This window comes from Streptomyces sp. NPDC046335 (assembly GCF_055587985.1).
The window spans coordinates 321,446-347,034 of record NZ_JBVJFF010000002.1 but is presented as its reverse complement, the minus strand read 5'-3'; the positions used below and the strand labels follow the sequence as shown (position 1 = coordinate 347,034).

Genomic DNA, 25,589 nt, shown 5'->3' with positions numbered 1-25,589 from the left:
GCCCGGCGCGAGCGGGACGACTGCATATGGGGCAAGCCACGGGCGCGATTCCCCGGGCGGAAGGGCTTCCGGTGGAGGGCTCGGCCGAACGGGTGTTACCTGGATGAGGGGACGAGGAGGCCGATCATGAGAATCGCACCGACTCTGGGCGCGGTGGGCGCCGCGGTCCTGCTGACCGTGGGTTCCGCCGCCACCGCCACAGCCTCAGCCACCGCCTCAGCCACCGCCGTGACCCCCGCCCATAACGACGACGGCGTCATCTGGGGAACCGTCGTCCCCGGCCCGGACCTGAAGATCAGGGACGAGCCGAGCACGGAGGGCAGGATCGTCGCGAAGCTGCCCGCGGGCAGTGAGGACCGCGTCGACTGCGCCACCCACGGGACCGTCGTCCACGGCGACTCCGTCTGGTACTGGCTGACCGGCGTCGGCGGCTGGGCGAGCGCCGCGTACGTCGACACCCACGGATGGCATGTGCCGAGCTGCTCCTCCGAGGACCCGTGCCCGCGGTGGAAGGACCGGGACTGCCACGAACCGTGCGCCTACAGCAGGCGCTGACCCCAGAAGGGAACCGTCATGGCACATGCCGCCCCCCTCCACCACGCGCCCGCCTCGCGGTCCGCCTCGGCCTCGGCCTGGGCCCTGCCGCTGCTCCTGGGCATCGCGTACGGCTTCTGGACCGCGACCAACCGCATCCACGGCGGACCGGTCACCGCGGGCAAGGTCCTTCTCGGCGTCGTGTCGGGACTCGTGCTCGCCGTCTTGGTCATGGCCCTGCACCGGGTGGGCAAGAAGCTGCCCGTCGGGCTGCGCGCCCTGTCGTGGGCGGTGCTCACCGGGGTGTCACTGGGCTTCCTGTACAACCAGAGCGGGAAGAGCGTGCTGGCCTGCACCGCGGTGTCGCTCGCGGCCGCGGCGGGAACGTTCGTGATGACCTACTACCGCTACTGCACGGCCAGTGACGTGAAGTGCCCCTGAAACACCCCTGAAAACCCTTGAAGTGCCCGCCGGGGCGCCGGCCGCGTCAGGGACGAGCGCGGCCCGCGCCCCGGCCGAGCAGGTGCGCGGCGAGCAGCGACCCGGCGAGCACGAGCCCGGCGTTGACCAGGACCGCGGTGCTCACCCCCGCGAGCACCGCCTCCGGGCCGGCGCCGGGCCCTGTCCGCGCCGCCACCACCGCGCTCATGACCGGAATGCCGAGCGTGATGCCGACCTGCTGGGTCATCGTGGCGAGCCCGGTGGCCAGGCCCTGCTCCGAGTCCGGCAGGCCCGACGTGGCGGTGACCATGAAGCCGACGATCAGCAGCATGTTGCCGGCACCGCCGACGAAGGTCGCCGCGAGGACCAGCCAGATCCAGTCCCCCGAGGTGCCGAGCAGCACCAGGGAGGCCGTGGCGAGCGCCTGGACGGCGCCGCCGCCGAGGATCGCGGCCCTGCTCCCGAAGCGGCTCACCGCCCGGCCGCCGAGCGTCCCGCCGAGCACGGTGCCGAGGCCGAGCACGCCGAACGCCAGACCGGTGGCGAGGGCGGAGTACCCGAGGACTTCCTGGAGGTACAGCGTCATCAGGAAGACCAGTGACGTCTCCGTGGCGAAGGCGACGAGACCGGCGGCGTTGCCCCACACGACGCTGCGGCGCCGCATGATGCGTACGGGGACCAGGGGCGCCGCCGAGCGCCGCTCCACGGACCGGAAGGCGATGAGCAGGGCCGCGCCCGAGGCCAGCGCCGTCAGGGCCACCGGGTCCGCCCAGCCGCTCCCGCCCGCCCGCGTCAGGCCGTACACCAGGGCGAGGAGCCCGCCCGTCACCGTCACCGCGCCCGGCACGTCGAGGCGGTGCCTGCATACGATGCGCGAGTCGGTGAGGAGCCGCGGCGCGAGGGCGACCACGGCCGCCGCGACCGGCACGTTGACGAAGAACGCCCAGCGCCAGGAGAGCAGGCCGGTGAGGAGCCCGCCGAGCAGCGCGCCGGCGGTGAACCCGGCCGACATGAGCGCCCCGTTGAGCCCGAGCGCCCGGTCCCGCTGGGGCCCCTCGCGGAACGCCGTGGTGAGCAGCGCGAGCCCCGCCGGGGTGACCGCCGCGGTCGCGAGCCCTTGGAGCACCCGTGCGGTGAGCAGCACCTCGGGGGTGGTGGCGAGGCCGCCGAGTGCGGACGAGAGGCCGAGGACCGCCATGCCGCCGATGAAGACGCGCTTGCGCCCGAACAGGTCGGCCACCCTGCCGAACAGGAGCGTGAACCCCGCCGCGGCCAGCGCGAACGCGGTGGCGATCCACTGGAGCCGGGCGAGCGGGAAGCCGAGCCCTTCGCCGACCACCGGAAGTGCGACGTTCAGGACGGAGAAGTCGACGGCGACCATGAACTGGGAGCCGAGGAGCAGGGCGAGGACCGCCTTCTGCCGCCGGGACATGGCCGCCGTGGCCGGACGGGCGGGGGCGTCGGTGTCGATGCCGATGCCGATGCCGCTCACAGCGCGTCCAGCTCGACCGCGTCGGCCATGGCGCGGTACCCGGCGTCGTTCGGGTGCAGGTGGTCGCCGCTGTCGTACGCGGGGGCGAGCCGCTCCGGGTTCCTGGGGTCGGCGAGCGCCTTGTCGAAGTCGACGTAGGCGTCGTACTCGCCCGAGGTGCGGACCCACTCGTTGAACTCGTCGCTGACCGCGGCGGCGTGCTTCCCGTAGTGGTCGGAGCCGCCGAGCGGCAGCAGTGTGGCGCCGACGACCTTGACGCCCTCGGCGCGGGCGAGCCGGATCAGCTTCCGGTGGCCGTTGATGAGTTCGCGCGCGGACACGACGGGGGCGGGCTTGTAGGTCGGCGTGTCGCTCTCGCTGAAGCCGATGTCGTTGACGCCTTCGAGGACGACGACCGTGCCGACGCCGGGCTGGTTCAGGGCGTCCCTGGCGAACCGGTTGGCGCTCTTCTCCCCGTACCAGGCCGAGTCGTTGAGCACCAGGTTGCCGCCGATGCCGGCGTTGAGCACGGGCCGCTGGTCACCCGCCTCGTCGAGCCGTTCGGCGAGGGCGTCAGGCCAGCGGCGGTCGCGGTCGGTGGTGGAGGCGAACCCGTCGGTGATGGAGTCCCCGAAGAGGGCGATGCCGTCCCGCTTCGCGGGCTCGGAGCCGCTCACGTCGACGCCGGAGAGGTAGTACCAGGACTCCGTGGAGTCGCCGAAGGCCTTGGCCCCGGTGTCGGCGGTGTGCTCGCCGTCCGCGCGGTAGCTGGTGGCGAAGGACTGGGAGTGGAAGGTGGCGGGCCCGGTCGTGCCCGCCAGGTGCAGGGTGACGGTGACGGACTCGAAGGGGTCGAGCCGCAGCCCGGCCGCGTCGCTGGAGAGCTGTCCGTGCGCCGGTATCGTCACCGACCGCTTGCCGCCGAAGGTGAGCCGCCGCACCGAGCCCTTCTCCACCGACGCCCCCTTCGCCGTACGCGCGACGGTGGCGCCCTCGATGCGGAGCGGCGAGGCCCCGTAGGCGTTGGAGAGCCGGATGCGGGCTCTGTCGCCGCCCTCGGTGACGCGTATGACCTGGCGCAGGGTCTGGCCGCTGAAGCCGTCCTCCGACCAGTTGGGCTTGAACCCGGTGCTGGGCCGCTGCGGCGACGCGGCCCAGGCGGCGGTCCAGGCGGGCCCCTTGTCCGCGCGGTCGGCGGAAGCGGCGGCGCGGCCGGTGGCGGCGCCGTCGGTGGCGGCGTGGGCGCCGGTGAGGGCGAGTCCGGCGGTCAGGGCGAGGGCCGACGCGGTGGCGAGGACGGTGGTGCGGGCACGCGAAATCATCGTGGGCTCCGGGGAGTTGAGGGAGTGTGCCGGATCCGGCGGCTGCCGTCCCGACTCCTCAAAGATCCGCCGAACGCGCGGGGGCATCAACGGCGATCCGTGCAACGATCAACGCACTTACGCTTATCGATGCAGGTCACAGGGGGTATGTGGTGGAACGCCAGGAGCTGGAGACGTTCTTGACGCTGTCCGAGGAGCTGCATTTCGGCCGCACGGCCGAGCGGCTGCTGCTCTCCCAGGCGCGGGTCAGCCAGACCGTGAAGAAGCTGGAGCGCAAGATCGGCGCCCCGCTCTTCGAGCGCACCAGCCGGGTGGTCCGCCTCTCACCGCTGGGGCGGCGGTTGTACGAGGACATCGCGCCGCTGCACAAGGAGATGGAGGCGGCGGTGGCCCGCGCGAGGGACGCCGCGCGGGGCGTCGTGGGCGAGCTGTCCGTCGGCTTCCTCGGCTCGGGCGCGGGTTCGCTGACCGGGGCGATCCTCGCGGCGTTCCGTGAGCGGTGCCCCGGGTGCGAGGTGCGGATGCGCGAGACGCAGTTCCAGGACCCGCTGGGCGCGCTGCGCGGCGGCGACATCGACCTGCTCTTCACGTGCCTGCCGGTCGAGGAGCCGGACCTGACGGTCGGCCCCGTCGTCATCAACGAGCCCCGCCTGCTGGCCATGCCGGTGGGCCACCCCCTCGCCGGGCGGACGTCGGTGTCCCTGGAGGAGCTGGCGGGCGAGACGTTCTTCGGGGTGGTGAACGGCGCTCCGGCGTACTGGTGGGACTTCCACGTGCCGCCCCGCACACCGAGCGGACGCGAGATCCACCGGGGGCAGGCGGTGGCCAGCTTCCAGGAGCTGATGACGCTGGTGGCCGCGGGCCGGGGGATCTCCCCGGTGGTGGCGTCGGTGGAGCGCTACTACGCCCGCCCGGACGTCACGTTCGTACCGCTGCGGGACGTGGCGTCCGCCGATGTGGCCCTGCTCTGGCGCACGGCGGGCACGAACGCCCGCTCGGAGGCGTTCGCCGGGGCGGTCCGCGACGTGGTGGCGGCGAACGGGGGCCCTGCGGCGTTCTGAGCCCCCTCCGCACGCGTCAGGGCCCGGCGGTCTGCCCGAAGGCGTCCGTGCAGAGCGCCCAGATGACGAAGACGCCGATGGCGATGGAGATGACCGCCCAGACCGGCGTGTACGGCAGCCACAGGAACTGCGCCACGATGCCGAGCGCGGCCAGCGCGACGCCGGTAGCCTTCGCCCAGCTCGCGCCCTTGAGGATGCCCCAGCCGGTGGCGGCGATGACGAGGCCGAGGATCAGGTGGATCCAGCCCCAGGTGGCGAGGTTGAACTTGTAGACGTAGTCGCCGATGCGTTCGTAGACGTCGTCCTTGGCGATGCCGGCGATGCCTTCGAACACGCCGAGTACGCCGTTCACCAGCATCAGGACCCCGGCGAACATGGTCCCGCCCCCGGCCCACAGACTGGCGTCGCTCGCGGGGTCGTGCCGGTGCTCGTGGCCGTGTCCGTGGCCGTGTCCGTGGTTCGGCTTGCCCTCGTGCGCCGTGGCGCTGCTCATGGCCGTCCCTCGCTCTCTGTCGGGCATCCACAGCGTGTGACGGCCCCACGGGGTGCGGCGAGCGGACTTAGCCGGAACGGGTGACGGGCACCTGGACGGCGTCCGCCGCAGCTCCGGGCCGGAACCCGCCGTTCGCCCTTAACCTCCCTCCCGGGGGGGTGCGGCGATGCGCGAACGACCTCGGGGCCACGCGGCCCTCGTCGGCGGTGCCGTGGCGCTCGCGGTGGCCACCGCGTTCCCGTGGTGGTCGGGCCGGACGGGCGGCGCGTTCGGCACCGTGCCGTGGTGGGCGCGGCTCCTGCTGCTCGGGGCCGCCGCGCTGCTGGCCGGCGGCCAGGTGGTGCCCTACGTGGGGCGTCGCTGGACCGCGGCAGCCGCGCTCGTGGCCGGTTCCGCCGCCGTCGCGGGAGTGGTGTTCACCCTCGCCTGGAGCCGGTCCCGTGAGATCGCCGACGGCCGCCGGGAGGACGAGGCCGCGGCGGCGGACAACGCCTGGTGGTGGGGTGCCGACGACCGCGAACTGCACGCCGTGCTGACCGCCTGGCCCCACGCCGCCCTCACGGCCGTATCCCTCGCGGCGGTCCCGGTCGCCGCCGCCGCGCTGGTCCTGGCCCTGCGGTGGCGCCCCTGGCTGGACCTGACGGCGCCCCCGGACGCCGTACGCGCACGGCTTCGCGGCCTCGTGGTGTACGGGACGGCCGGGGTCCTGGCCGGCGGTCTGCTCTCCGTGGGGGCCGTGGACGGCGCCGAGCGGATCACGCGGGCGCGGACCGAGGCGCTGGGCCCCTGGTGGTCGCGGTACGCGGACTCGACGCCGGTCCCGGCGGACCGCCTCCACCAGGGCTCCCGGGAGGTGAACGTCAGCAACGCCGGGCCCGGAGCGCCCGAGCGCCCCGGCAGGATCGCCTGGCGGCGCGGCTTCGCGGGACCCGCCGCGCTCAGCGTCTGCCGGCACGAGGGGCGCGAGCGCGGCACGCTGGTGGTCCTGGAGGAGGACGGCAGGTCGGCACGGGTGACCGGCCACGACCCCCGGGACGGCAGCCGCCGCTGGACGTTCACCCTCCGCGGCTCCGAACGGGTCGGCCTGCGGCAGGTCGCGGTGAGCGAGGGCTGCTCGGTCCTCGTCCTCGCCGGGTCGATGCTGATCGGCCTCGACGCGTACACGGGCCGCGAGCGGGGCGCCACGGTGCTGCCGATCCCCGGGCGGGGCGGATGGCGCTTCATCACGCCCTACCGGCAGCCCGAGGAACCGCCGAAAATGGTGACCCTGCCGGACGCCACCCAGGCCCACCTGGCCAGTTATGCCGCCGGAGTCGTGGCCGTCCGCAGGGACGGGGTCGAGACGCTGGCCCAGGGCCCGCCGCGCGGCGAGGGCTGCTCGTACCTCGTGGACTACGAGGGTCCGGACGACCCCGGCACCCTCCTGACGGAACGCTGCGGGGCGCGGAACGTCGTCGTGGAACTGCCCGTGCGCCACGAGGACACCGGTTTCCCGCCGGGCGAACCCGACTACCGGACCCCCGAACTGCCGCTCCTCTTCTCGTCGGGGGACGTGGCGCTCGCCTGGCCCCCGGGCTGTTCGGAGGGCCGGATCGACCGGATACGGGCCGACGGCACGGCGACCGTGGTGTCGGGGCAGTGGCGGTGCGGAAAGAGGCCCACCCACGCCGAGCGCCGGGTCGTGTCGAGCGACCCTGTCACCGCCAGGTCGGACTGGCGGCTCGTACCGGCCGCCGAGGCCCCGCTCCGGCCGGCCGTCACGGTCAAGTACGGCGTCGCGGAGGCCGTCGGTGACAGCGTCCGCTTCGGGTGGGGGCTGCGGAGCGGTGCGTGGACCGGCCGTGTGGTGCCCCGGCGCGGCGACCGCCTGGTGGCCCTTGACGGCCCGCTGGGCCGGGCCGGGCACCGCGACACCCTGCTCGCCCTCGGCGCATCGGGACTGCTCACCACGATGCGGGTCAGGGCCGACGACGTCGGGTCCGCCAAGGACCCGGAACCCCGCATCGGCCTGCGGACGACCGGCTCGACCTCGCTCGCCCGCACTCCCTGTCCCGGCACCCGCGACCTCCTCACCGACACGTCGTCCGCGACCGCCCTGGTCGTCTGCCGGGAGGGCGAGGAGCGGACGCGGGTGGTGGCGGTGGCCGACGGCAAGGGCTTCGAGCCACGCTCCTGAACAGCCCGTGCGGCGGTGTCACGACGCCTTCGCCACCGCACTGGTGACCGCCGCGGTGATGCGCCGTATCCCCGGCGAACGCTTCGGGCAGGGCCGGGACTTGGCCGTGGTCGGGGCCAGGCAGAAGTGCAGGGGGTCGTCGCTCCGGTGGAGGGCGGTGCGGCCCCGGCCCGGGTCGGTGCAGAACCCGGGGGTGCGCCTCTCGTACGGCGTGCACGGCAGCGTCTCGGTCCAGGTGTAGCGGGACGACGCCGGGGCGACCGCACGGCCCGCGTCGGCGGTGAGGCCGCCCGAGGCGCGGGCCCTGGCCTCGTAGATGCCGTTCACGCGGCGGACGCGGTCCGGCGTCATCGGGTCGGGCCCTTGCAGCACCCAGACGACGCGCGTACGCCCCGCCCCGGCGGCGCCCTCGATCTGCGCGGCGAGCCTCGCCGCGTCGGCGCGGTAGCGGGCGAAGTACTTCGACCGCTGTCCGTCGTACGTGATGCCGTCCATGCACGGCGTGTAGCCCCACGCGTTGCCCCAGAACTGGAGCACCACGTAGTCCGGCCGCTCCTCGCGCACCAGCGCGGCGGCCTTGTCCTTCTCGGGGACCAGGGAGTCCTCGCCGGTGCCTTCGAGGTAGTCGCAGAGGGTGGTGCCGGAGTAGGGCGCGCTGCGGTAGCGCGCCCCCAGGCGGGTCTTCAGCTGGTCGCGGAGGTCGGACTGGTTCTCCATGGCGAGGGAGTCCCCGAGGTAGAGGACGCTCGGGGGTTTCGCCCGGGACTTCTGCGCGACGCGTTGCCGCGTCGCGGGCGAGGGGGACTTGCGTGACGGGGTGGCGGTGCTCTTCGGGGCGTCGGCGGCCGGGGAGTCCGGGAGGGCCGGGGGCGGCGGGGCGTCCGGGAGGGTGGGGGCCGGCCGGGCGTCGCCTCCCGAGCCCGGGTCCCCGCACCCCCCGAGCAACAGCGCACCCACCAGCGCACCGACCAGCGCCCCCGTGCTCCACAGCTTGCGCATGCGGCAACTCCCGCCCCAGACCGCCGAAATGGCCCCCAGGCAAGCACAGCCACGCGGGCGGCGGAAGACATCCGCCTGCCGATACGGCCCTTCCGCGGCCGAATGGCCGGACTTCAGCGCCGCCGCGCCGCCCGCTCGAAGTGCCGGGCAAGGGCGTGGAAGGCCTCCTTCGGCTCGCCGTGCAGGCCGGCCGCCGGGTCGTCGGGCCGCTTCCACACCGTCCTGGTGATGCCGTAGCTCGCCATGTCCAGGTCGTGGCGCGGGTCGTGGGCGCGGTGCGGCTCGTCGGGCGTGACGAACTGGTAGACCAGCGCGGCGTGCAGGTCCAGGGCCTCGAAGGCGCCGAAGACGTCCATGAGGTACGCGGCCTGCGTGCGCTCGCTGCGGCGGAGGCCCGCGACGATCTCCGGGGGGTCCTTGGTGTAGTCCACGGCCTCGCGCCAGCCCATGCCGCCGTCCTGGGGCGCGCCCTCGTACGTGCAGGACCCGCACTCGGTGATCGCCACCGGCTTGCCGTGGCGGCGGTACGGGGCGAGATCCTTGACGTAACCGGCCCGGTCGCGGTGGTAGCCGTAGTAGTTGACGCTCACGAGGTCGAAGAGGGTCCAGTCGACGTCGTCGCCGTCGGCCGCGCCATAGGTGAGCGGGCCGCGGAAGACGGAACGGCCGGTCCGCGCCGCCCGCCCGATGAAGTCACGGAGACGACGGACCATCTTCTCGGGGTCGAAGTTGCCCTTCAGGAGGTTCTCGACCCGCTCGACGGCGTTGTCGCCCGGCACGATGCCGGGGACGAACAGCACGAACTCGCACCCCACGCTGAGGTACACGCTCGCCCCCTGCCGCCGCAGCCGCTCCGCCTGCCGTCCGGTCTCCGCGAGGTGGTCGAGGATGTCGCGGTGCGGGACGTCGGCGAGGCGCGGCTGGAGCCAGACGTGCAGGCCGCGCCCGGCGGCCTCGGAGGCGGTGGCGGCGAGGCGTTCGACTCCGGCGCCGAAGACGGAGACGGAGCTCGCGTGGAGGTCCTCGCGGATGGTCCGCATGTCCGCGCGCATACGGCGGGCGGACCAGCCGGTCGCGGGGTGCTCACCGTCGCCGACCTCGTAGCAGACGCCGCGGTGGGTGAGACCGGGGCGGCCCTTCGCCGCCGCTTCCCCTGCCGCGGCCGGAGCCGCCCCCGCCCGGCCCGGCGCGGCCAGCGCCCCCGCGGCCGCCACCGCCCCCGCCCCCGCGATGAACCGGGCCCTGCTGATCGCCTCGCCGCGCACTGCGCCTCCCGCTGGTGTGGTGTCGGAACACCAGCGTGGCGAGGAGCGGGAGGCCGGCCAACGGCCGAAGGTATACGGGGCGATGGCCGAAGGGCGCGTCACGCATGGCCGGTCGGGTCGGGGGGCTTGGCGCCCCGTTTCGGCTAGCGGGCGACGAACTGGGTCAGGATCGCCTGCACCTCGTAGATGTTGACGCCCTTGGTGAACGTCTTCTGCAGCGGCGTCGCGTTGCCGGAGATCCAGATCTTCAGCTCTGCGTCGAGGTCGAAGTGCCCGGCCGTCTCCACCGCGAAGTGCGTGATGCTGCGGTAGGGGATCGAGTGGTACTCGACCTTCTTGCCCGTGATGCCCTGCTTGTCGACCATGATCAGCCGGCGGTCGGTGAACAGCATGGTGTCGCGTATCAGCAGGTAGGCGGCGTGCACCTGCTCGCCGTGCCCGAGCAGCCGGCCGTACTCCTGCTGCGCGCCGGCCGGATCGATGGTGTGAGCGTTGCCGAACAGTGCCATGTGGGCCCCCCTGGGACGTCAGTACGTCGTACGACCCTAACCGGGGAGGCCGGCGGGGGGTCCGTACGGCAGTTGGCGCGGGCACAGCGTCGCGCCCCGGGCGAACGCCTCCGCGAAGGAGGGGGTTCCGGCCGGGGCACGCCGCAGCGCGGTACCGGCGGCTTCGGTGATCCGGTCGACGTCACCGCGCTCGGCGGGCGGGAGCGGGGCCCCCACGCCGCGGCGGGCGGCGTCGGCCGCGCCGAGCAGCAGGGCCGCGCGCTCGGCGTCCGCCGGGTCGCCGCCGAGGGCGGCCGCGCCCGCGAGTCCCTCCAGGGACAGGGCGAGGGCGCGTGGCTCGTCGAGGCGCCGGGCGATGTCCAGGCCGTGGAGATGGTGTGCCTCGGCGAGGCGGGCGTCGCCGCGGAGTTCGGCGATGAAGCCCAGCTCGGCGCGGAGCAGGTGGTCGCCCGCGGGTGAGGAGACGTCCGTGTGGCGGTCGCGGACGCGGAGCAGATACGACTCGGCGGCGTCGAGGTCCCCCGAGCGGCGGGCGCCGAGGGCCAGCCCCATCTCGGCGTGGATCTCGCCGTACCGGTACCCCTGCTCGACGGCCAGGTCGCGTGCCTCGCCGTGCAGGGCGCGGGCGCGCTGCCAGTCCCGGGTCAGCAGGGCGAGGCGGCCGAGCCCGGAGAGGCGCGCGGAGATCTCGGTGGCGAGCCCGAGGTCCCGCGCGATGCGGAGCCCGTCCTCCTGCCGCCGCGAGGCCTCGTCGTAGTCCCCCTTGATCTCGGCGAGCAGGGCCAGCGGCGCGAGGGTCTGCAACTCCCCCCACTGGTCGCCCAGTTCACGGAAGATGCGGGCCGCCCGGAGCGAGTCCCGCCCGGCGGCCCGGAGCTCCCCCCGCCCCAGGGCCAGCATGCCCCGGAGCCCGAACGCGGCACCGGCCACCCACCGCTCTCCCCCGGCCTCGGCGACCTGGAGCGCCCGGGCGTTGCTCTCCTCGGCTGCGGCGACTCGCCCGGCGCTGAACAGCCCGTAGGCGTAGAGCCACAGGAACCGCGCCGACCCGTCGAGCGCTGACCCGTCGCGCGCGGAGCCGCGGACATCCCCCTCCCCGGTCAGGAGGGCGAAGGCGCCCCGCAGCAAGCGAAGTTCTCCGGAGTCCGGCACCAGGTCGAGCACGGCGGAAAGCGCCCGGCGGCCCTCGGTCAGCCGGCCCCGCAGCAGCCACCACCAGGCCAGCGCGGTCACGAGCCGCACGGCCCCATCCGCCCCGCGGCCGGGGCTTCGTACCGCCGGGTCGAGCGCGGCACTCCGTACCGCAAGGTCGAGCGCCTCCCGGAGGTTCCCCGCCTCCGCGTCCAGGAGGCCGAGCCGGTGCCGCTGGCCGCCGTCGCGCAGAAACGGCTCGGCCCGCTCGGCCAGCCCGAGGTAATACTCCAGGTGACGCCCCCGCACGGCGTCGAGCTCCCCCGCTTCGCGCAACCGCTCAAGGGCGTACGCGGCCACGGATTCCAGGAGCCGATAGCGCAGCCCCGTGGGCCCGGGCGCCGCGACGACCAGGGAGCGATCGACGAGGCGGCCCACCAGCGAGGCCACGTCCTCCGGGGCCACGCCGCCCCCGGAACACACCCACTCCGCGGCCTCCAGCGCGCACCCGTCCCGATGCACCGCGAGCCGCCGCAGCACGACCCGCTCCGAGGGGCCGAGCAGCTCCCAGCTCCAGTCGATCATCGCCCGAAGGGTCCGCTGGCGCGCCGGAGCACCCCGCCGCGAGGCGTCGAGCAGCCGGAAGCGGTCGTCGAGGCGGGCGGCCAGCTCCGCCACGCCGAGGGAACGGACCCGGGTGGCGGCCAGTTCCAGGGCGAGCGGAATGCCGTCGAGGCGCCGGCAGATCTCCGCCACGGCGTCCTCGTGGCCGTCGAGCGCGAACCCGGGCGCCGCGGCGGCGGCACGGGCCGCGAAGAGGCTGACGGCGTCCGCCGGAAGGAGCGGCTCCACGGCGAAGACCGCTTCGCCCGCGAGGCCCAGCGGTTCCTGGCTTGTGGCGAGCACGCGGAGGCCGGGAGCGGCTCGCAGCAGGCGGTCCGTGAGTTCGGCCGCCGCCTCGACGACCTGCTCGCAGTTGTCGAGGACGAGCAGGACCGCGCGGTCCCGCAACGCGGCGGCGAGCTGCTCGGCCTCGTCGGCCGTGCCGGGTCCGGGCAGCCCGGCGGGGGCGTCGTCCCGCAGGCCGAGGACGGCGGCGACCGCCTGGGCGAGGTCGGCGACGCCGCTGTCACCGCGCCGCCCGGCGAACTCGACGAGCCAGACCCCGTCGCGGAAGTCGTACGAGCCGGACCCGGGGCCTCCGGCAGCGAGGCGCCCCGCGGCCTCCACCGCGAGCCGCGTCTTCCCGACCCCACCGGCCCCGACCAGCGTCACGACCCGCACCCCACCGAGCATCCGCCCGACCTCACCGACGGCCCGCTCACGCCCGACGAGCCCGGTGAACGAGACGGGAAGATTGCCACGGTCCGCCGAAACGTCGGCGCCCGAAGTGTGCGCGGCAGTGCTGGCCCCGGCCCCCGTCCTGGCCGTGAGGGAGGGCGGCACCGCCGAAGTCGGAGGGGGTTCCGCCGAAGTCGAAGGGGGTTCCGCCGGGGCTCCCGGGGGGCTGTCCGTGGCAGCCGGCGTGGATGCGGCCAGCGTTGGGTCCTGGCGCAGGATCGCTCCGTGCAGGGCGGTCAGTTCCGGGCCCGGTGTCAGGCCCAGCTCCGAGGCCAGGCGTTGCCGGAGACCCCCGTACACATCCAGCGCCTCGCTCTGGCGCCCCGCCAGATACAGCGCCCGCATCTGGACCGCCCGCAGCCGCTCCCGCAGGGGATGCCGGGCCGCCAGGTCCGCCAGCTCGCCGGTGAGCAACGTGTGGTCACCCGCGGCGAGGCGGGCCTCGGCCTGGTCCTCCAGTACCGCGAGGCGCTGCTCGGCGAGGCGGTGCGCGGCCGCTCGTACGAACTCCGCGTCGGCGAAGTCGGCGTACGCGGGGCCCCGCCACAACTCCAGGGCGGAGGTGAGGAGTTTTGCACGGGACCGCGGCTCGGCCTCGGACCGTGCCGTCTCCACCAGCGTACGGAAGCGTAACGCGTCCACCTCGTCCCCGGCGGCCTCGTCGATGCGCAGGCGGTAGCCGGAAGGACCGTGCGGCACGCGGTCGCGCCCCAGCGCGCGGCGCAACTGCGAGACCTTGGCCTGCAAGGCGCCCGCGGGCCTGCCCGGGGGAGCGCCGCCCCACAGGTCGTCGATGAGCCGGCCGGCGGAGACCGGCCGCCCCTCGTGCACCAGAAGGTCGGCGAGGAGCGCCCTGACCTTGGTCTCGGGCACCTTCACCGGCTCCCCGTCGCCGTCCCGCACCACCAGTGGACCGAGCACCCCGAACCGCATGCGGATCACCGTACACAGCGGTCCGAAGAACCGTCAGCGAACCGTCAGTCGCCCCGAAGCGCGGACCCGCAGAGTCGTGGGCGCCCCCGGAAAGCACGTACCGAAAGGCCCCGCCATGCGTACCGCAGAGGTCACCGCCGCCCGCGACCACAGCACCGCCCCGCCGCGGAAACTGCCGATGGCGGCGCTGCTCGCCCTGGCCACCGCCGTCTTCATCACCAGCCTGACCGAGACGCTGCCCGCGGGCCTGCTGCCCGCGATGAGCGCCGACCTCGGCGTCAGCGAGTCCGCCACGGGCCAGACCGTCACCGTCTACGCGATCGGCACCGCCCTCACCGCGATCCCGCTGACCGCGGCCACGGCGGCCTGGCGGCGCAAGCGGCTGCTGCTGACGGCGATGGCCGGGTTCGCCGCGGCCAACACCGTCACGGCCGTGTCGGGCGACTACACGCTGACCATGGCCGCCCGGTTCGTCGCCGGCGTCGCCGCGGGGCTGGCGTGGGCGCTGCTCGCCGGGTACGCCCGGCGCATGGCGCCCGTACACCTCCAGGGGAAGGCGATCGCCATAGCCATGGCGGGCATCCCCGTGGCGCTCTCGCTGGGCGTGCCCGCGGGAACGTTTCTCGGCAAGGTGCTGAACTGGCAGGTGGCGTTCCTCGCGATGACCGTCCTCACCGTGGGGCTGCTCGGCTGGATCGCCGCGTTCGTTCCCGACCACCCCGGTCAGCCGCGCGGCGCCACGCCCCCGATGCTGCGGACGCTGCGCGTGCCCGGCGTGACGCCGGTCCTCTCCGTCACGCTCGTCTTCGTCCTCGCGCACACCGTGCTCTACACGTACATCGCCACGTACCTCGACGGCCTCGGCATGGGCGGCCGTACGGACCTCGTACTGCTCGTCTTCGGCGGCGCCTCCCTGGCGAGCATCTGGATCGTCGGCTCGCTGATCCACCGCAGGCTGCGCGCGCTCACCCTCGCGGCCGTGGTCCTGGTCGGCGTCGCGGCGGCCGTCCTCGCCGTCTTCTCCGGCACTCCGGCCCTCGTGTACGCGGCCGTGGTCCTCTGGGGCCTCGGCTGGGGCGGTGCCCCGACGCTCCTTCAGACCGCCGCCGGGGACGCGGGCGGTGACGCGGCGGATGCCGCCCAGGCCATGCTCGTCACCCTGTGGAACGCCGCCATGGCGGGCGGCGGCGTCTTCGGCGGCGTCCTCCTCGGCCTGGCCGGGACGTCGTCCCTGCCGTGGACGGTCCTGCCGCTCCTGGTTCCGGTGCTGCTCGTCGTGGTGGCCGCCCGCCGGCACGGGTTCCCGACGCGACGGCAGACGGCGGCGCGATGACCGCGCGACGGGTGAAGCCCTGCCCAGGGGTCTGCAAGAATCGGGGCCCCGTACGAAGGGCCCGCGAGGGCCCTGTACCAGTGGGGTGGGATGACGATGATGGTGCTGCTGCTCGGCATCGGGGTGCTGATCGCTGCGGCGGGCCTGGGTGCCGTCATATGGGCGGCACGGGGCGGCCCACGCTGGGTCAGGGGGGTGGCCAAGGCCACCACGGTCGCGGCGGAGATCGCGGCGTCGGCCGCGAAGTCTGGTGGCCGCCGGAGCAGCGGCACGAACTCGGCCGACGGCTGAACCGACCCGCCGCCCCGCAGCACCGCCCCGCCTGCGCGCCTGCGCGCGCTCACGTTCGCCCCCGGAGCGTCCCGTCCGCCTCGTACACCGTGAACGGCGCCATGCCTAGCCCCGGTCCGGGAACGCCCTCGCGCGCCTAGCCCGCCTCAACGTTCAGAAGTCGTCGGCGCCGTCTCGCAGTTCGTACGTCCAGTAACCGGTCTTCCAGGCCGCCGCGTCCACGGCGACGCCGCCCCGGCCCGGAGCCTTGACGGCCGCCGTGCCACCGCCGCCCCGCAGCGTGACGGAGAAGCCGCTGACGGGCTCGGTGGGCTCGTCGACGCCGCCGTTCGAGAGGCGGACCAGGGCGTACGCGGGGGCGCCGGCCTTCAGGACGACGGGCGCGGCGGGCCTGCTCTTGGCGACCGGCGGGACGTTCTCGCGGTGGCCCTCCAGGAACTGGATCTCCGGGTGGCCGGTCATCCGGCAGGAGTGGCCCGAGGTGTTCCTCGCGGTGAGGACGATGTGGGTGTGGGGCGGACCGCTGTGGCGGGCGGCGCTGATCTTCACGTCCTTGGTGGTGCAGACGGGGGTGGCGGCCGCGGGGGCCTTGGCGCGGGAGACGGTGGTCGTCTCGTCGGCCGCGGCGCCGCCGGTGTTCGCCTCCCCGGCCCGCTCGGACTGCTCGGACTGCTCGGACGCGCCCGCCACGACGGTCGTCTCCGCCACCCCGGCCACCCTCACACCGGAGCCGTCCCCGCCGCAGGCGGTCAGGGACAGGGCGAGCGCGGCGGTGCCCGCGGCGGCGAGGGCGGTGGTGCGGCTGCGGGACGTACGCATGGGAGTTCCCCGGTGAGTGGAGGCCGCGAGGCCGAAGAGACGTGAGCCGAAGGGGCAGGCAGCGGAGGACGGCAGGGGACGGCAGCGGAGGACGGAGAGGACGGCGGAGGACGGCAGGGGACGGCAGCGAAGGATGGAGAGGACGGCGGAGGACGGCAGGGACGGCAGGGGACGGCAGGGGAGGACGGAGAGGACGGCAGGGGACGGCAGGGACGGCAGGGGAGGACGGAGAGGACGGCAGCGGAGGACGGAGAGGACGGCGGAGGACGGCAGGTGTGCGGCGACGCGTGACGGCCGGTCATGCGACGGCCGGTCATGCGACGGCCGGTCATGCGACGGCCCGCGCCCCCGCCCTGCCACAGCCCCCGAGTTTCCCGCCCACCGCTCACGCCCCGCTGCCACACCGCTCACGTGCGGCTGCCGCCCGCGTCATCACGCGGCGCACGCCGGGTCCGGCGGCCACGGGAGCACCGCTCAGATCCGGCTGCCGCCCGCCTGCCCGCTCAGCGCGCCAGGTCTGCCAGGCCCCGCAGCCCTTCGAGGATCTCGGCGGCGGTGGGTGCCGCGGACGGGTCGCTCAGGTGCTGGATCATCACGCCCGACATCAGGGCGAGTTGGACGCTCCCCAGTGAACGCAGGGTGGTCTCGGGGACCTCGTCCTCGGGGACGCCCGCCAGGATCGCGGCCATGCCGCGCCGGCCCTCGGCCGTGCCCTGAGCGAGCGCGTCCCGCAGCTCGGGGTTGCGGCGGGCCTGCATGAACAGCTCCATCGAGGCGAGCCACAGGTCGGGGTGGGCGGTGAACTCCGCGATGAGGCTGTCCCACATCTTCTCGAAGTGCCGCTTCGACGAGCCGTCCGCGTCGGCCGCGAGCGCCCGGCCCATCGAGTCCCCCCAGGCGTCCAGGAGTTCGAAAAGGGCCTTGTTGAGCAGCGCTTCCCTTGAGCCGTAGTGGTAGCCGATGGCGGCCATGCTCACGCCGGCCGCGGTGGCGATGTCCCGGACGCTGGTGCGGTCGTACCCGTTCTCGCGCAGGCACGTCTTGGCGGCGTCGAGCAGGGCTTCACGGTTCCCCATGCCGGGCAGCGTACCAAGCGGATGGACGTCCGTATGAGGCGGTCGATCTATACAGTTGTATTGCGCGAACGCCCAACCGTGCCCTACGGTCCTCGCCATGAGACACACGAGACACACGAGGCGGACGAGATACAGCAGGAGCGTTTCCCGGTGGCCCCTCACCGTGCTGGCCCTGGCCGCGACAGCCTTCGCCACGGCCGCGGCCCCAACAACCCCCGCCCCCCACGAGCGCCCCGCCGACATCGGCACGGTCGTCACCACGACCGGCGGCAAGGTCCGCGGCACCGCCGACAAGGGCCTGCGCAGCTTCGAGGGCATCCCGTACGCGGCTCCGCCGGTCGGGGAGCGCCGCTGGGTCTCGCCGAAGCCCGCCGCGCGCTGGTCGGGGGTCCGTGACGCGACCCGCCCGGGTGCCGCCTGCGCCCAGCCGAAGGGCCTGCCGGTCGGCGTGCCCAGCGAGAGCGAGGACTGCCTCTACCTCAACGTCACGACGCCCACCGCGCCCGCCACACCCCCCGGGCAGGCCGCCTCCGACGGTAAACGCCCCGTGATCGTGTGGATCCACGGCGGCAGCCTCATGTACGGCACCGGCGACATGTACGGGCCGAAGCGGCTGGCCGCCGAGGGCGCGGTCGTCGTGTCGATGAACTACCGGCTCGGCATCATGGGCTTCCAGGGCTCACCCGCCCTCAAGGGCGCGGCGGGCCTCGGCCTGGAGGACCAGCAGGCGGCCCTGCGCTGGGTCCGCGCGAACGCCGCCGCCTTCGGCGGGGACGCGGGCAACGTGACGCTGATGGGCCAGTCGGGCGGCGGCTACAGCGTCTGCGGCCACCTCGCCTCGCCGAAGTCCGCGGGCCTCTTCGACCGGGCCGTCCTCCAGAGCGCGCCCTGTGCCACCGGCGGCTCCCGCACCAGGGCCGAGGCACGGGCGGAGGCGGAGCGGGTCACGGAGAAGGTCGGCTGCGAGAGGCACACCGCGGCCTGCCTGCGCCGCAAGCCGGTGGCCGAACTCCTCGCGGCGTACGGCCCGTTCAACGAGCCCCGGCCGGTCGCGGGCACCGACCTGATGCCGCTCGCGCCCGCCGAGGCCCTGCGCACCGGACGCTTCAACCGGGTGCCGGTGCTCATCGGGGTCAACCGCGACGAGGAGCGCGGCATGGTCCTCGGCCAGGAGCTGGCGCCCGGGGGCGCGCCGATGAAGCCCGCGGAGTACGAGCCCGCCGTACGCGAGGAGTTCGGCGCCGACGCCGACGCCGTACTGAAGCGCTATCCCCTGAGCGCCCACGGCTCGGCGGGCGAGGCCCTCGCGGCGGCCCTGACCGACGCCAGGTGGGCGGCGCCGACGCTGGACACCGCGCGGCTCCTGGCGAAGTGGACGCCGACGCGGATGTACGAGTTCGCCGAGGGCGACACGCCCTGGTTCAACGGCTACCCGGAGCCCAGCTTCGCCCCGCGCGCCCAGCACATGGCGGAGCTGGCCTACTTCTTCGACCTGGCGCTCTTCGAGGACGTACGGCCGGAGCAGGAGCCGTTCCGCGACCGGCTGCTGCGCACCTGGACCGGCTTCGCCGAGTCGGGCCGTACGGACTGGCCGCGGTTCCGCGAGGGCGACCGGTACGTGCAGTCGCTGTCGGCGGCGCACTGGTGGCGCGCGGACTTCGCGCGCGACCACCGGTACGCGTTCTGGAAGAGCCTCGGCTGACGGGGACGGCGGCCAGGCCCCCGTGGCCGGGGCTCAGCGGGTGATCTCGAAGGCCGCGGCGCGGGGCTCGTGGACCGTGCCGCCGTCCTCGGCCACCGCACGCGCCGCGACGTACCACTGGCCCGGCGCCGACTCGGCCGCCTCCTTCTCCGTGACCTTCAGCGTGTACGTGCAGCGGGACGTTCCGTCAGTGATGGTCCGGCACTTCGCGGGCTCCGCGTGCCGCAGCTCCGACTCCTTCGGGTCCAGCTTCGAGTTCGCGGGCCACGGCAGGACCCGCAGGTCCCGGACGGCCGAGTCGTCGCTGACGTCGGCGGTGAACGTGAGCGAGCCGGCGCCGTGCCCGGAAGGAGCGGTGTAGCGGGCCGTGGCGTGGGTCAGGGACGGCTCGGCGTCGGCGTCCTTTCCGGTGGCCGCCGCGAGCCCACCGACGGCCAGCGAGCCGAGGACGCCGACGCCGACGAGAGAGGAGACAAGAACGGGCTTGGAGATGCGCTGGAACATGGGCATGGAAGATCCTCCGGGGTCGGCTGGAACATGCGAAGACCGCCTGCGTAACGGAAGGAAGAGCGAAGGCGGAAGGGGCGGGTCCGGGGCCGTGAGGCGCCGCCGGGAACTGCTTGCTCGATGCCTCGAATCTATGGCCGCGCCACCCCGCGGCGCCTCGGGCCACCGGATGAAAGCCACCTCGAACCGGAGATAGAGACAGGCCCGGTCCCTCCACCCTCGGCCCGGGGAGCGGTGCATCCGCAACCCAGTAGCGGTGAACCTGCACCCCAGGTAAGAGACGCGAATCCCCCTTGGGCCGGAGACGGGCGGCCCAGCACCGCCCATAGCCTGGTCAGGTCATGAAACGAACCGACGACCGGCTGCTCCCGGTCCTGCTGCTCTGCGTCCAGGCCCTCGTGTGGCCCGGGGCGCAACTGGTGCGTGGAACCGTGCCGTCCGGGGCGGCACTCCTCGTCTGGGCCCTCGTCGCGGGCGTGGTGACGGCCGCGCTCGCCCTGCGCAGGGCCCGGCCGGTGCTCGCCCTGGTCGTGACCGCCGCCGCCTGCGCGCTCGGCGCGGGCCCGCTGCCCACCGGGGCGATGGCGGTGCTCGGCACGGCGGGCGTCGCGTCGGCCCTCTTCGGCGTGGCGGTCGCGCGGGACACGTTCACCACCGTGCTCTGCGGGGCGGCGCTCGCCGGCTGGCAGCTCCTGCAAGACATCAGCCTGCACGGACTCGGCGACCGCGACGGCCTCGGCCTCGTCCTCACCGCCCTGCTGTACGCCGCTTCGTGCGGCGCCGGCATCCTCGTACGGCGCGACCATGCCGCGGGGCGGGCCGCCGAGCGGCGGCTGCGGCGGGCCGAGTCCGAACGCCACCGGCTGCCGGCCGCCGAACGCCGCCGCATGGAGCGGGAGCTGCACGACGTCAGCGCCCACCACCTGACGGCCGTGGTGGTCACGGCGGGCGCGGCGCTCGGGCTGCGCGAGCGCCGCCCGGAGATGGCCGACGAGGCGCTGAGGTTCGCGGCGGAGACCGGCCGCGAGGTCACCCGCGCGCTCGGCGCGGTACGGGGGCCCGCGCCCTCGCGGGAGGACCGGCCTTCCCCGGACGAACGGCTTCGCGACCTGGCCGCGGGCTTCCGCCGCCTCGGCCACCAGGTGGTCTGCGAGATCGATCCGCTGCCGGAGGGCACCATCGCGGACGCGGCGTACGGCATCGTGCGCGAGGCGCTGACCAACGTGGCGCGGCACGCACCCGGCGCCCGTACGAAGGTGGTGTGCCGGTACGAGGACACCCGTACCGAAGTCGTGGTGACCAGCGCGGCACCCCCCGCCGGTTCGGCGGCGCACGCCACGGGTCTCGGCGGCGGCCGGGGCACGGGCTTCCTGCGGTCCCGTGCGCGGGAGGCGGGCGGCACGCTGTCCAGCGGCCCCACGGAGGCGGGCGGCTGGGAGGTGCGCGCGCTCCTGCCCGGCAGGACGGCGTCCGCGGCCGAGATGTCCGAGCCGCGCGGCTACCGCGTGGCGCAGCTCGTGGCCGCCGCGGGCCTCATCCTGCAACCGCTGCTGCCCGCCCTGGTCATCCGGGCGGAGCCCACGTCGAGCGGCGCGGACGTCTCGGCGGGCGTACTGTTCGCGCTCCTCGCGGCGGCCCAGGCCGTGGCGCTGCTCTGGCTGCGCGGGGCGCCGCTCGCCGCGATGGGCGCGCTGCTCGGCCTCGCCCCGCTCTGGCCGGTGGCGATGGCCGCGGGCGACTACACGGGCCCGGCGGTCCTGCCGCCCGCGCTGAGCCTGGTGGCCACGTGCGCGGCGGCCGCCTCGGCGCACACCCGCGCACGGCTGCCGCTCGCCTTCCCCCTCGCGGCGGCGGTGGTGCACGCGGGGGCCGCGACCGCCGCCGTCCTCGACCGGGGCACGGCCGCTCCCGCCTGGGCGGTGGGCGTCTGCGCGACGGGCGGTGCGGCCATCGCGGTCGGCGCGGCCAGGTGGTGCGGGGCCCTGCGCGGCAGGCGGGAGCTGGCCGACCGGGGCGCGCGTGAGCAGCGCATCGCCGCCTGGACCGAGGAGGCCGTACGCGACGCGTGGGCCGAGCGGCGCCGGGTCGCGGCGGGCCTTGAGACCACCGTGCTGGCCCGTACCGCGGACGTGGTCGCGGAGGCGGAGGCGGGCGAACTCGAAGCCACGGCCGAACGCGCCCGCGAGGCCTTGGCCGCGATGCGTGCCCTGCTCGACACCGTCCGGGACGGCGAGCTCGACACCGTCGGTGAGGGCGAGGCGGAACCGCGCCTCAGCCCGCAGCCGACCCTCCAGGCCCTGGACCTCCTGGCCCACCAGTGCGGGGCCACGGGCCGCGACGTCGAGATCCACCTGACCGACCGCGTACCGCGGCGCCTGCCCGACGCGGTGGACCTGGCCGCGTACAGCGCGGCCGAGACGCTGCTCACCACGGAGGACGAGACCCCTGCGCGCATCGAACTGGACGCTTCCGACGCCGGCTTGCTGCTCTCGGCAACGGGGGTGACACGGGCGGCCCGCTCCCCGGCCGTACGCGCGCGCCTGTCGGCGCGGATCGAGACGCTGGGCGGCACGGTGAAGGTGGACCCGAGCGGCACGGTCCTTGTCACCCTGCCCCTGCCTCTGCCCCTGCGCGCCGACGGCCACGATGGAGAGATGGGCGACCGATGACCCTCAAAGTGCTGGTGGTCGACGACCAGGGAGTGGTCCGCGCGGGCTTCGCGGCCGTGATCGACGCCCAGGAGGACATGACGGTCGTGGGCGAGGCGGCGGACGGCGTCGCGGCGGTACGCCTCGCCGAGGAGCTGGCACCCGACGTGGTCGTCATGGACGTCCGTATGCCCGAACTGGACGGCATCGCCGCCACCCGCGTCATCACCGGCCGCCCGGACGCGCCGCGCGTCCTGGTCCTGACCACCTTCGACCTGGACGAGTACGTCTTCGAGGCCCTGCGCGCCGGAGCCTCCGGTTTCCTCCTCAAGGACGTACGGGTGCCGGAACTCCTGACCGGCATACGGGTGGTGGCGACGGGCGAGAGCGTCCTGTCCCCCTCCGCGACGAGCCGCCTGATCACCCACTACGCGTCGGCGAGACCCCGGTCCTCCGCCGCGAGCACGGCCCCCGATGACCCCCTCAACGCCCTGACGGCCCGCGAACGCCACGTCCTGGCCCTGGTGGCGCAGGGCCTGAACAACGCGGAGATCGCCGAGGAGGCGCGCATCACGGTGGGCACGGTGAAGTCCCACGTCACCGCGCTGCTGCGGAAGCTGGGCCTGCGGGACCGGGTGCAGGCGACGATCCTGGCGTACGACCTGGGCCTGACGCACCCGAACCCTCCGGGAACCCACACCTGACCGCGACGCCGCTGACATGACCGCCCCCCCACTTCCCCCCTGACCAACCCCCACCGCAAGGAGCCCCCCTGTGACCACCGACTCCGACTCCGACTCCGGCCCCGGCCCCGGCCCCGGCCCCGGCCTCGTCCGCCGCTTCTCACCCGCCGACCTCACCGCCCTCGCCTACGCGGTGATCTGCGCGGCGCTGCTGATCTGGGCCCTGGTGGTGACCGCCATGGACACCACGGACGAGTCGATGGCGGGAGTGATCCCGCTCCTGGCCACGGCCCCCACGAGCCTGCTGTTCCTGGCCCTGCCGGACGGCCCCGGCTACTTCGTCGCCGCGGTCGTCGTCGGTACCCTGATCAACGCCGCGGTCATCAGGTGGTGCGGACGGGCGCTGAGCCGGGGGTTGAAACGGACCACCGGCAACTGACGCCGCTCCTCGGGGCCGGCGCGGGCCGGCGGGCCTCACTCCAAGGCCTGGGCCACGGCCACCAGTTGCCGGGCGTCCGCGTCCAGACTGTTGTCGGCAGGCAGGGCCATCCTGACCGCGGGAGTGGCTTCGGGGGTGGTGGTGGCGCAGGCATGCAGGGCCGCGGGCAGCATGCGGGCCACGGCCTCCGGGGATGCGCCCTCCTTGATCCCGAGGGTCGCCAGGTAGGGGCTGACGGTGACGAGGCCGTCGCGGCATTCGATGACACGCCGGTAGTAACGGCGGTGCACGGAACGGACGCACAGCGCCTCGCGGCCCGGTCCGCCCGGCCCACGCCGCAGCGTGTTCTCCGGGAAGGCGAGGTGCAGCGCCGTCCACAGCGGCCGGAGTCGGCGGTACGAGTCCCTGCGGTGCCGCCACAGGCGCAGCGCGGCCAGGCGGGTGACGATGCTCGGATAGCTGAGGCCGACGGCCAGCAGCGGTAGGGCGAGGGCCAGGACGACGGTGTCCGCCTGGACGGAGGCGGCGGGGAGGCGGACGCCGGCCCAGGAGGCCGCGGCGGCGAGCGGCCGGAGCGCGACGGAGACCGTCATGAGGCTCAGCGCGAGCGCGGTCAGCCGCAGTCCCGTCCCCATCGAGCGGGTGGACATCCGGGCGAAGCGGCAGGTCCAGCGCAGTGCCGTGGTGAGGGCGTGGATGAGATAGAGGTCGGCGACGGCGAAGAGGGCGGTGACCTCGGGCACCCGTACGTCCGGGGTCCAGTAGGGGAGCCCGCGGGCCTCCCCCGGGGTGTTCAGGGTGGCCCAGGTGATGCCGACCACGACGATCCCGACGAGCTGGCCCTCGATGCGGATACGGCGGCGCGCGCCCTGCTGGTCCGTGCTGGACCGCAGGTAGAAGCACATGAGCCAGTACGCGGTGTCGAGCAGCAGGACGGTCGCGACGAGCTGGGCCATGCCTGGTCCGAGCGCGGCGTCCACCTGCGGCCGGACATGGGGCAGCCCCAGGCAGAAGGCGACCGCGGTGCACGCGACGCAGACGGTGACGGCGAGCAGCGAGCGGTCCCGGGGAGCCTTGGTGAGCTGGTACATCTTCCACAGGGCCGCGGGCAGCAGGACCACCACCGCGGCGGTGACACGCCAGTTCACAGCCACCCCCGCCGGTCGCCCAGGGCGGTCTGGACCCGGCGCAGGTCGGCCTCCGCGACGGGCGGCGGGGCGACCTGGTCGAGGACCGACGCCCACTCCAGGATGATGGTGGCGATCAGCTCGGCCTCGTGCTCGCGTGCCTCGTCGTACGAGGTGCGGCGCAGGACGTGCTGGACGGTCTCCGGACGGGGCCCGGGGGCCCCGTCGTCGCCGGGCCCCTCGTCGCCGTCGTTCGCCGACTCCCCCGCGTGACCGGCGAGGATGTGGCCGATCTCGTGCAGGATGATGTGGTCCTGGTGGGCCTTGCTGGTCTCCTGCTGGTACAGGATGTAGTCGGCGCCGCGCGTCGCGACCCAGGCGCCGTAGGGTCCGGGCACGGGCAGGGGGTAGGGCACCAGCCGCAGCGGCCGTCCGCGTCTCTCCGCGAGCAGCGCGACCAGTTCCTTGACGTCGAGCGGCGGCTGGACGCCGAGCGCCCGCAGTTCGCGTCGGCAGTTCTTCCGCAGTCGGCGTTCCTTGAGCCATCCGTCCCACGCAGCGAGCGGCCAGTGCACTCGAGCTCCCCCCGGTTGTGACGACGCCACCGACAGCTCGGTCAACTTCCGGCGGCGTCCCCGTGTTCCGCTTGCTCCAACCGGTAGACCACGTCGAGAAGTTCCATGACCTGTTTGCGCCGCGCAGGGGAGAGCTCGCCGGCCCGTTGTGCCATCAGCCGCACCTCGCCGTTGTCGACGGCCTGCGCGAGCCTGGCCTGCTCCGCGAGCAGTTCGCCGAGCTTGTTGTCGACGCTGCGGGCGACCTCGTCGTCGAAGAAGTAGGCCGGGGGGACCCCGAAGAAGTTGGCCAGGCCCTGGAGGTGCTTGAGGGTGGGGTTGGTCTTCTTCCGTTTGCGCAGTTGCCAGATGTAGCTCTGGGAGATGGGTGTGCCGGCTTCCCTGAGGGCCGAGGCCACTTGTTCGTTGCTGTACTCCTGGTCGCCTTTCGCGCGCACCGTCGCGAAGAGGTGATTGATCCGGTCGGCCAGTCTGTCGTCAGGCTCTGCGTCCACCACGGCTCCGCCTCCACCGCACTCGTGACGTCCCGTGCCCCCGCAACGTCCCCATGTCCCACAGCTTCACACTGAGGTGAAACGTCACGGTACTCACTCTCCATGTCAGTTGCACACGGATCATGGTCGCGTTACTGTCGCAGGCGGTCGCTTTAGACTCATGTGAAACGGGGGGAGTCGCGTGATGAGTACACGAGTCGAGGGCGCGCGGGGGCACGG

At 74.3% G+C, this 25,589-nt stretch carries 23 protein-coding genes; 10 read left to right on the top strand and 13 right to left on the bottom strand.

What is annotated here, in order from left to right; genetic code table 11:
- The first annotated feature begins 126 nt into the window (after nt 1-126).
- Nucleotides 127-555 (top strand): SH3 domain-containing protein, encoded by a 429-nt coding sequence (locus ACZ6JY_RS05370; RefSeq protein ID WP_469192455.1) that lies wholly within the window; start codon nt 127-129, stop codon nt 553-555.
- 18 nt (nt 556-573) lie between these two features.
- Entirely contained in the window at nt 574-975 is a 402-nt protein-coding gene (locus tag ACZ6JY_RS05365) for a hypothetical protein (protein WP_469192453.1), read from the top strand.
- 46 nt (nt 976-1,021) lie between these two features.
- Here the strand turns inward: ACZ6JY_RS05365 and ACZ6JY_RS05360 are convergent, their stop codons facing one another.
- Nucleotides 1,022-2,407, bottom strand: a complete 1,386-nt coding sequence (locus ACZ6JY_RS05360) for an MFS transporter (protein WP_469193007.1) — start codon at nt 2,405-2,407, stop codon at nt 1,022-1,024.
- Between the two features lie 56 nt (nt 2,408-2,463).
- A complete protein-coding gene (locus ACZ6JY_RS05355; RefSeq protein ID WP_469192452.1) occupies nt 2,464-3,768 on the bottom strand; it encodes an SGNH/GDSL hydrolase family protein in 1,305 nt (434 codons plus the stop codon).
- A gap of 152 nt (nt 3,769-3,920) precedes the next feature.
- Here ACZ6JY_RS05355 and ACZ6JY_RS05350 point away from each other — a divergent pair, with 152 nt between their 5' ends.
- Nucleotides 3,921-4,829 carry a LysR family transcriptional regulator gene (locus ACZ6JY_RS05350; RefSeq protein ID WP_469192450.1) on the top strand — a complete coding sequence of 303 codons (909 nt, stop codon included), beginning with the start codon at nt 3,921-3,923 and terminating at the stop codon, nt 4,827-4,829.
- Between the two features lie 16 nt (nt 4,830-4,845).
- On the opposite strand, the gene ACZ6JY_RS05345 is transcribed toward ACZ6JY_RS05350, so the two are convergent.
- On the bottom strand, nt 4,846-5,205 hold the full coding sequence (locus ACZ6JY_RS05345; RefSeq protein WP_469193006.1) for a DUF7144 family membrane protein: 360 nt from the start codon (nt 5,203-5,205) through the stop codon (nt 4,846-4,848).
- A 283-nt stretch (nt 5,206-5,488) separates the two neighbouring features.
- Here ACZ6JY_RS05345 and ACZ6JY_RS05340 point away from each other — a divergent pair, with 283 nt between their 5' ends.
- Nucleotides 5,489-7,498, top strand: coding sequence for a hypothetical protein (locus ACZ6JY_RS05340; RefSeq protein ID WP_469192448.1), 2,010 nt, complete (start codon nt 5,489-5,491; stop codon nt 7,496-7,498).
- Nucleotides 7,499-7,516: 18 nt separating this feature from the next.
- Here ACZ6JY_RS05340 and ACZ6JY_RS05335 read toward each other — a convergent pair whose 3' ends face one another.
- From ACZ6JY_RS05335 to ACZ6JY_RS05320, 4 genes are all read right to left on the bottom strand, one after another.
- Nucleotides 7,517-8,497 carry an SGNH/GDSL hydrolase family protein gene (locus ACZ6JY_RS05335; protein ID WP_469192446.1) on the bottom strand — a complete coding sequence of 327 codons (981 nt, stop codon included), beginning with the start codon at nt 8,495-8,497 and terminating at the stop codon, nt 7,517-7,519.
- A gap of 113 nt (nt 8,498-8,610) precedes the next feature.
- Nucleotides 8,611-9,762 (bottom strand): abortive phage infection protein, encoded by a 1,152-nt coding sequence (locus ACZ6JY_RS05330; RefSeq protein ID WP_469192444.1) that lies wholly within the window; start codon nt 9,760-9,762, stop codon nt 8,611-8,613.
- A gap of 143 nt (nt 9,763-9,905) precedes the next feature.
- A complete protein-coding gene (locus ACZ6JY_RS05325) occupies nt 9,906-10,271 on the bottom strand; it encodes a PH domain-containing protein (RefSeq protein ID WP_469192442.1) in 366 nt (121 codons plus the stop codon).
- A 36-nt stretch (nt 10,272-10,307) separates the two neighbouring features.
- Nucleotides 10,308-13,676 (bottom strand): AfsR/SARP family transcriptional regulator, encoded by a 3,369-nt coding sequence (locus ACZ6JY_RS05320; protein ID WP_469192440.1) that lies wholly within the window; start codon nt 13,674-13,676, stop codon nt 10,308-10,310.
- Nucleotides 13,677-13,791: 115 nt separating this feature from the next.
- Between ACZ6JY_RS05320 and ACZ6JY_RS05315 the strand changes: the two genes are divergently transcribed.
- Together ACZ6JY_RS05315 and ACZ6JY_RS05310 are read left to right on the top strand one after the other, a co-directional pair.
- Complete coding sequence (locus tag ACZ6JY_RS05315; RefSeq protein WP_469192438.1) at nt 13,792-15,009, top strand: MFS transporter; 1,218 nt, start codon at nt 13,792-13,794, stop codon at nt 15,007-15,009.
- A gap of 90 nt (nt 15,010-15,099) precedes the next feature.
- A complete protein-coding gene (locus tag ACZ6JY_RS05310; protein WP_469192436.1) occupies nt 15,100-15,300 on the top strand; it encodes a hypothetical protein in 201 nt (66 codons plus the stop codon).
- 153 nt (nt 15,301-15,453) lie between these two features.
- On the opposite strand, the gene ACZ6JY_RS05305 is transcribed toward ACZ6JY_RS05310, so the two are convergent.
- Nucleotides 15,454-16,119, bottom strand: coding sequence for a DUF4232 domain-containing protein (locus ACZ6JY_RS05305; protein WP_469192434.1), 666 nt, complete (start codon nt 16,117-16,119; stop codon nt 15,454-15,456).
- A 503-nt stretch (nt 16,120-16,622) separates the two neighbouring features.
- Nucleotides 16,623-17,195 (bottom strand): TetR/AcrR family transcriptional regulator, encoded by a 573-nt coding sequence (locus tag ACZ6JY_RS05300; protein ID WP_469192432.1) that lies wholly within the window; start codon nt 17,193-17,195, stop codon nt 16,623-16,625.
- 97 nt (nt 17,196-17,292) lie between these two features.
- Between ACZ6JY_RS05300 and ACZ6JY_RS05295 the strand changes: the two genes are divergently transcribed.
- The gene (locus ACZ6JY_RS05295; RefSeq protein WP_469192430.1) at nt 17,293-18,897 is read left to right on the top strand and encodes a carboxylesterase/lipase family protein; all 1,605 of its coding nucleotides are present in this window, start codon (nt 17,293-17,295) and stop codon (nt 18,895-18,897) included.
- A gap of 33 nt (nt 18,898-18,930) precedes the next feature.
- Here the strand turns inward: ACZ6JY_RS05295 and ACZ6JY_RS05290 are convergent, their stop codons facing one another.
- Nucleotides 18,931-19,407, bottom strand: a complete 477-nt coding sequence (locus tag ACZ6JY_RS05290) for a DUF5707 domain-containing protein (RefSeq protein ID WP_469192428.1) — start codon at nt 19,405-19,407, stop codon at nt 18,931-18,933.
- A 338-nt stretch (nt 19,408-19,745) separates the two neighbouring features.
- Between ACZ6JY_RS05290 and ACZ6JY_RS05285 the strand changes: the two genes are divergently transcribed.
- From ACZ6JY_RS05285 to ACZ6JY_RS05275, 3 genes are all read left to right on the top strand, one after another.
- Nucleotides 19,746-22,073: a sensor histidine kinase gene (locus ACZ6JY_RS05285; RefSeq protein WP_469192426.1), complete on the top strand. Its 2,328-nt coding sequence runs from the start codon at nt 19,746-19,748 to the stop codon at nt 22,071-22,073.
- Nucleotides 22,070-22,756: a response regulator gene (locus ACZ6JY_RS05280; RefSeq protein WP_469192424.1), complete on the top strand. Its 687-nt coding sequence runs from the start codon at nt 22,070-22,072 to the stop codon at nt 22,754-22,756. Before ACZ6JY_RS05285 ends, ACZ6JY_RS05280 begins: the two co-directional genes overlap by 4 nt.
- A 70-nt stretch (nt 22,757-22,826) precedes the next feature.
- Nucleotides 22,827-23,174: an SCO4225 family membrane protein gene (locus ACZ6JY_RS05275; protein WP_469192422.1), complete on the top strand. Its 348-nt coding sequence runs from the start codon at nt 22,827-22,829 to the stop codon at nt 23,172-23,174.
- Nucleotides 23,175-23,209: 35 nt separating this feature from the next.
- Here ACZ6JY_RS05275 and ACZ6JY_RS05270 read toward each other — a convergent pair whose 3' ends face one another.
- Genes ACZ6JY_RS05270 through ACZ6JY_RS05260 form a run of 3 tightly spaced genes read right to left on the bottom strand, consistent with a single transcriptional unit; the run spans nt 23,210 to nt 25,370 of the window.
- Nucleotides 23,210-24,322: an MAB_1171c family putative transporter gene (locus ACZ6JY_RS05270; RefSeq protein ID WP_469192420.1), complete on the bottom strand. Its 1,113-nt coding sequence runs from the start codon at nt 24,320-24,322 to the stop codon at nt 23,210-23,212.
- A complete protein-coding gene (locus ACZ6JY_RS05265; RefSeq protein WP_469192418.1) occupies nt 24,319-24,876 on the bottom strand; it encodes a hypothetical protein in 558 nt (185 codons plus the stop codon). Before ACZ6JY_RS05265 ends, ACZ6JY_RS05270 begins: the two co-directional genes overlap by 4 nt.
- Nucleotides 24,877-24,917: 41 nt before the next feature.
- The gene (locus ACZ6JY_RS05260) at nt 24,918-25,370 is read right to left on the bottom strand and encodes a helix-turn-helix domain-containing protein (protein WP_469192416.1); all 453 of its coding nucleotides are present in this window, start codon (nt 25,368-25,370) and stop codon (nt 24,918-24,920) included.
- Nucleotides 25,371-25,589: the final 219 nt, after the last annotated feature.

Coding starts and splice junctions, on each gene's coding strand:
- ACZ6JY_RS05370 (WP_469192455.1), top strand. CDS start 127: ATGAGAATCGCACCGACTCTGGGCGCGGTGGGCGCCGCGGTCCTGCTG.
- ACZ6JY_RS05365 (WP_469192453.1), top strand. CDS start 574: ATGGCACATGCCGCCCCCCTCCACCACGCGCCCGCCTCGCGGTCCGCC.
- ACZ6JY_RS05360 (WP_469193007.1), bottom strand. CDS start 2,407: ATGTCCCGGCGGCAGAAGGCGGTCCTCGCCCTGCTCCTCGGCTCCCAG.
- ACZ6JY_RS05355 (WP_469192452.1), bottom strand. CDS start 3,768: ATGATTTCGCGTGCCCGCACCACCGTCCTCGCCACCGCGTCGGCCCTC.
- ACZ6JY_RS05345 (WP_469193006.1), bottom strand. CDS start 5,205: ATGTTCGCCGGGGTCCTGATGCTGGTGAACGGCGTACTCGGCGTGTTC.
- ACZ6JY_RS05340 (WP_469192448.1), top strand. CDS start 5,489: ATGCGCGAACGACCTCGGGGCCACGCGGCCCTCGTCGGCGGTGCCGTG.
- ACZ6JY_RS05335 (WP_469192446.1), bottom strand. CDS start 8,497: ATGCGCAAGCTGTGGAGCACGGGGGCGCTGGTCGGTGCGCTGGTGGGT.
- ACZ6JY_RS05325 (WP_469192442.1), bottom strand. CDS start 10,271: ATGGCACTGTTCGGCAACGCTCACACCATCGATCCGGCCGGCGCGCAG.
- ACZ6JY_RS05320 (WP_469192440.1), bottom strand. CDS start 13,676: ATGCGGTTCGGGGTGCTCGGTCCACTGGTGGTGCGGGACGGCGACGGG.
- ACZ6JY_RS05315 (WP_469192438.1), top strand. CDS start 13,792: ATGCGTACCGCAGAGGTCACCGCCGCCCGCGACCACAGCACCGCCCCG.
- ACZ6JY_RS05310 (WP_469192436.1), top strand. CDS start 15,100: ATGACGATGATGGTGCTGCTGCTCGGCATCGGGGTGCTGATCGCTGCG.
- ACZ6JY_RS05305 (WP_469192434.1), bottom strand. CDS start 16,119: ATGCGTACGTCCCGCAGCCGCACCACCGCCCTCGCCGCCGCGGGCACC.
- ACZ6JY_RS05300 (WP_469192432.1), bottom strand. CDS start 17,195: ATGGGGAACCGTGAAGCCCTGCTCGACGCCGCCAAGACGTGCCTGCGC.
- ACZ6JY_RS05295 (WP_469192430.1), top strand. CDS start 17,293: ATGAGACACACGAGACACACGAGGCGGACGAGATACAGCAGGAGCGTT.
- ACZ6JY_RS05290 (WP_469192428.1), bottom strand. CDS start 19,407: ATGCCCATGTTCCAGCGCATCTCCAAGCCCGTTCTTGTCTCCTCTCTC.
- ACZ6JY_RS05285 (WP_469192426.1), top strand. CDS start 19,746: ATGAAACGAACCGACGACCGGCTGCTCCCGGTCCTGCTGCTCTGCGTC.
- ACZ6JY_RS05280 (WP_469192424.1), top strand. CDS start 22,070: ATGACCCTCAAAGTGCTGGTGGTCGACGACCAGGGAGTGGTCCGCGCG.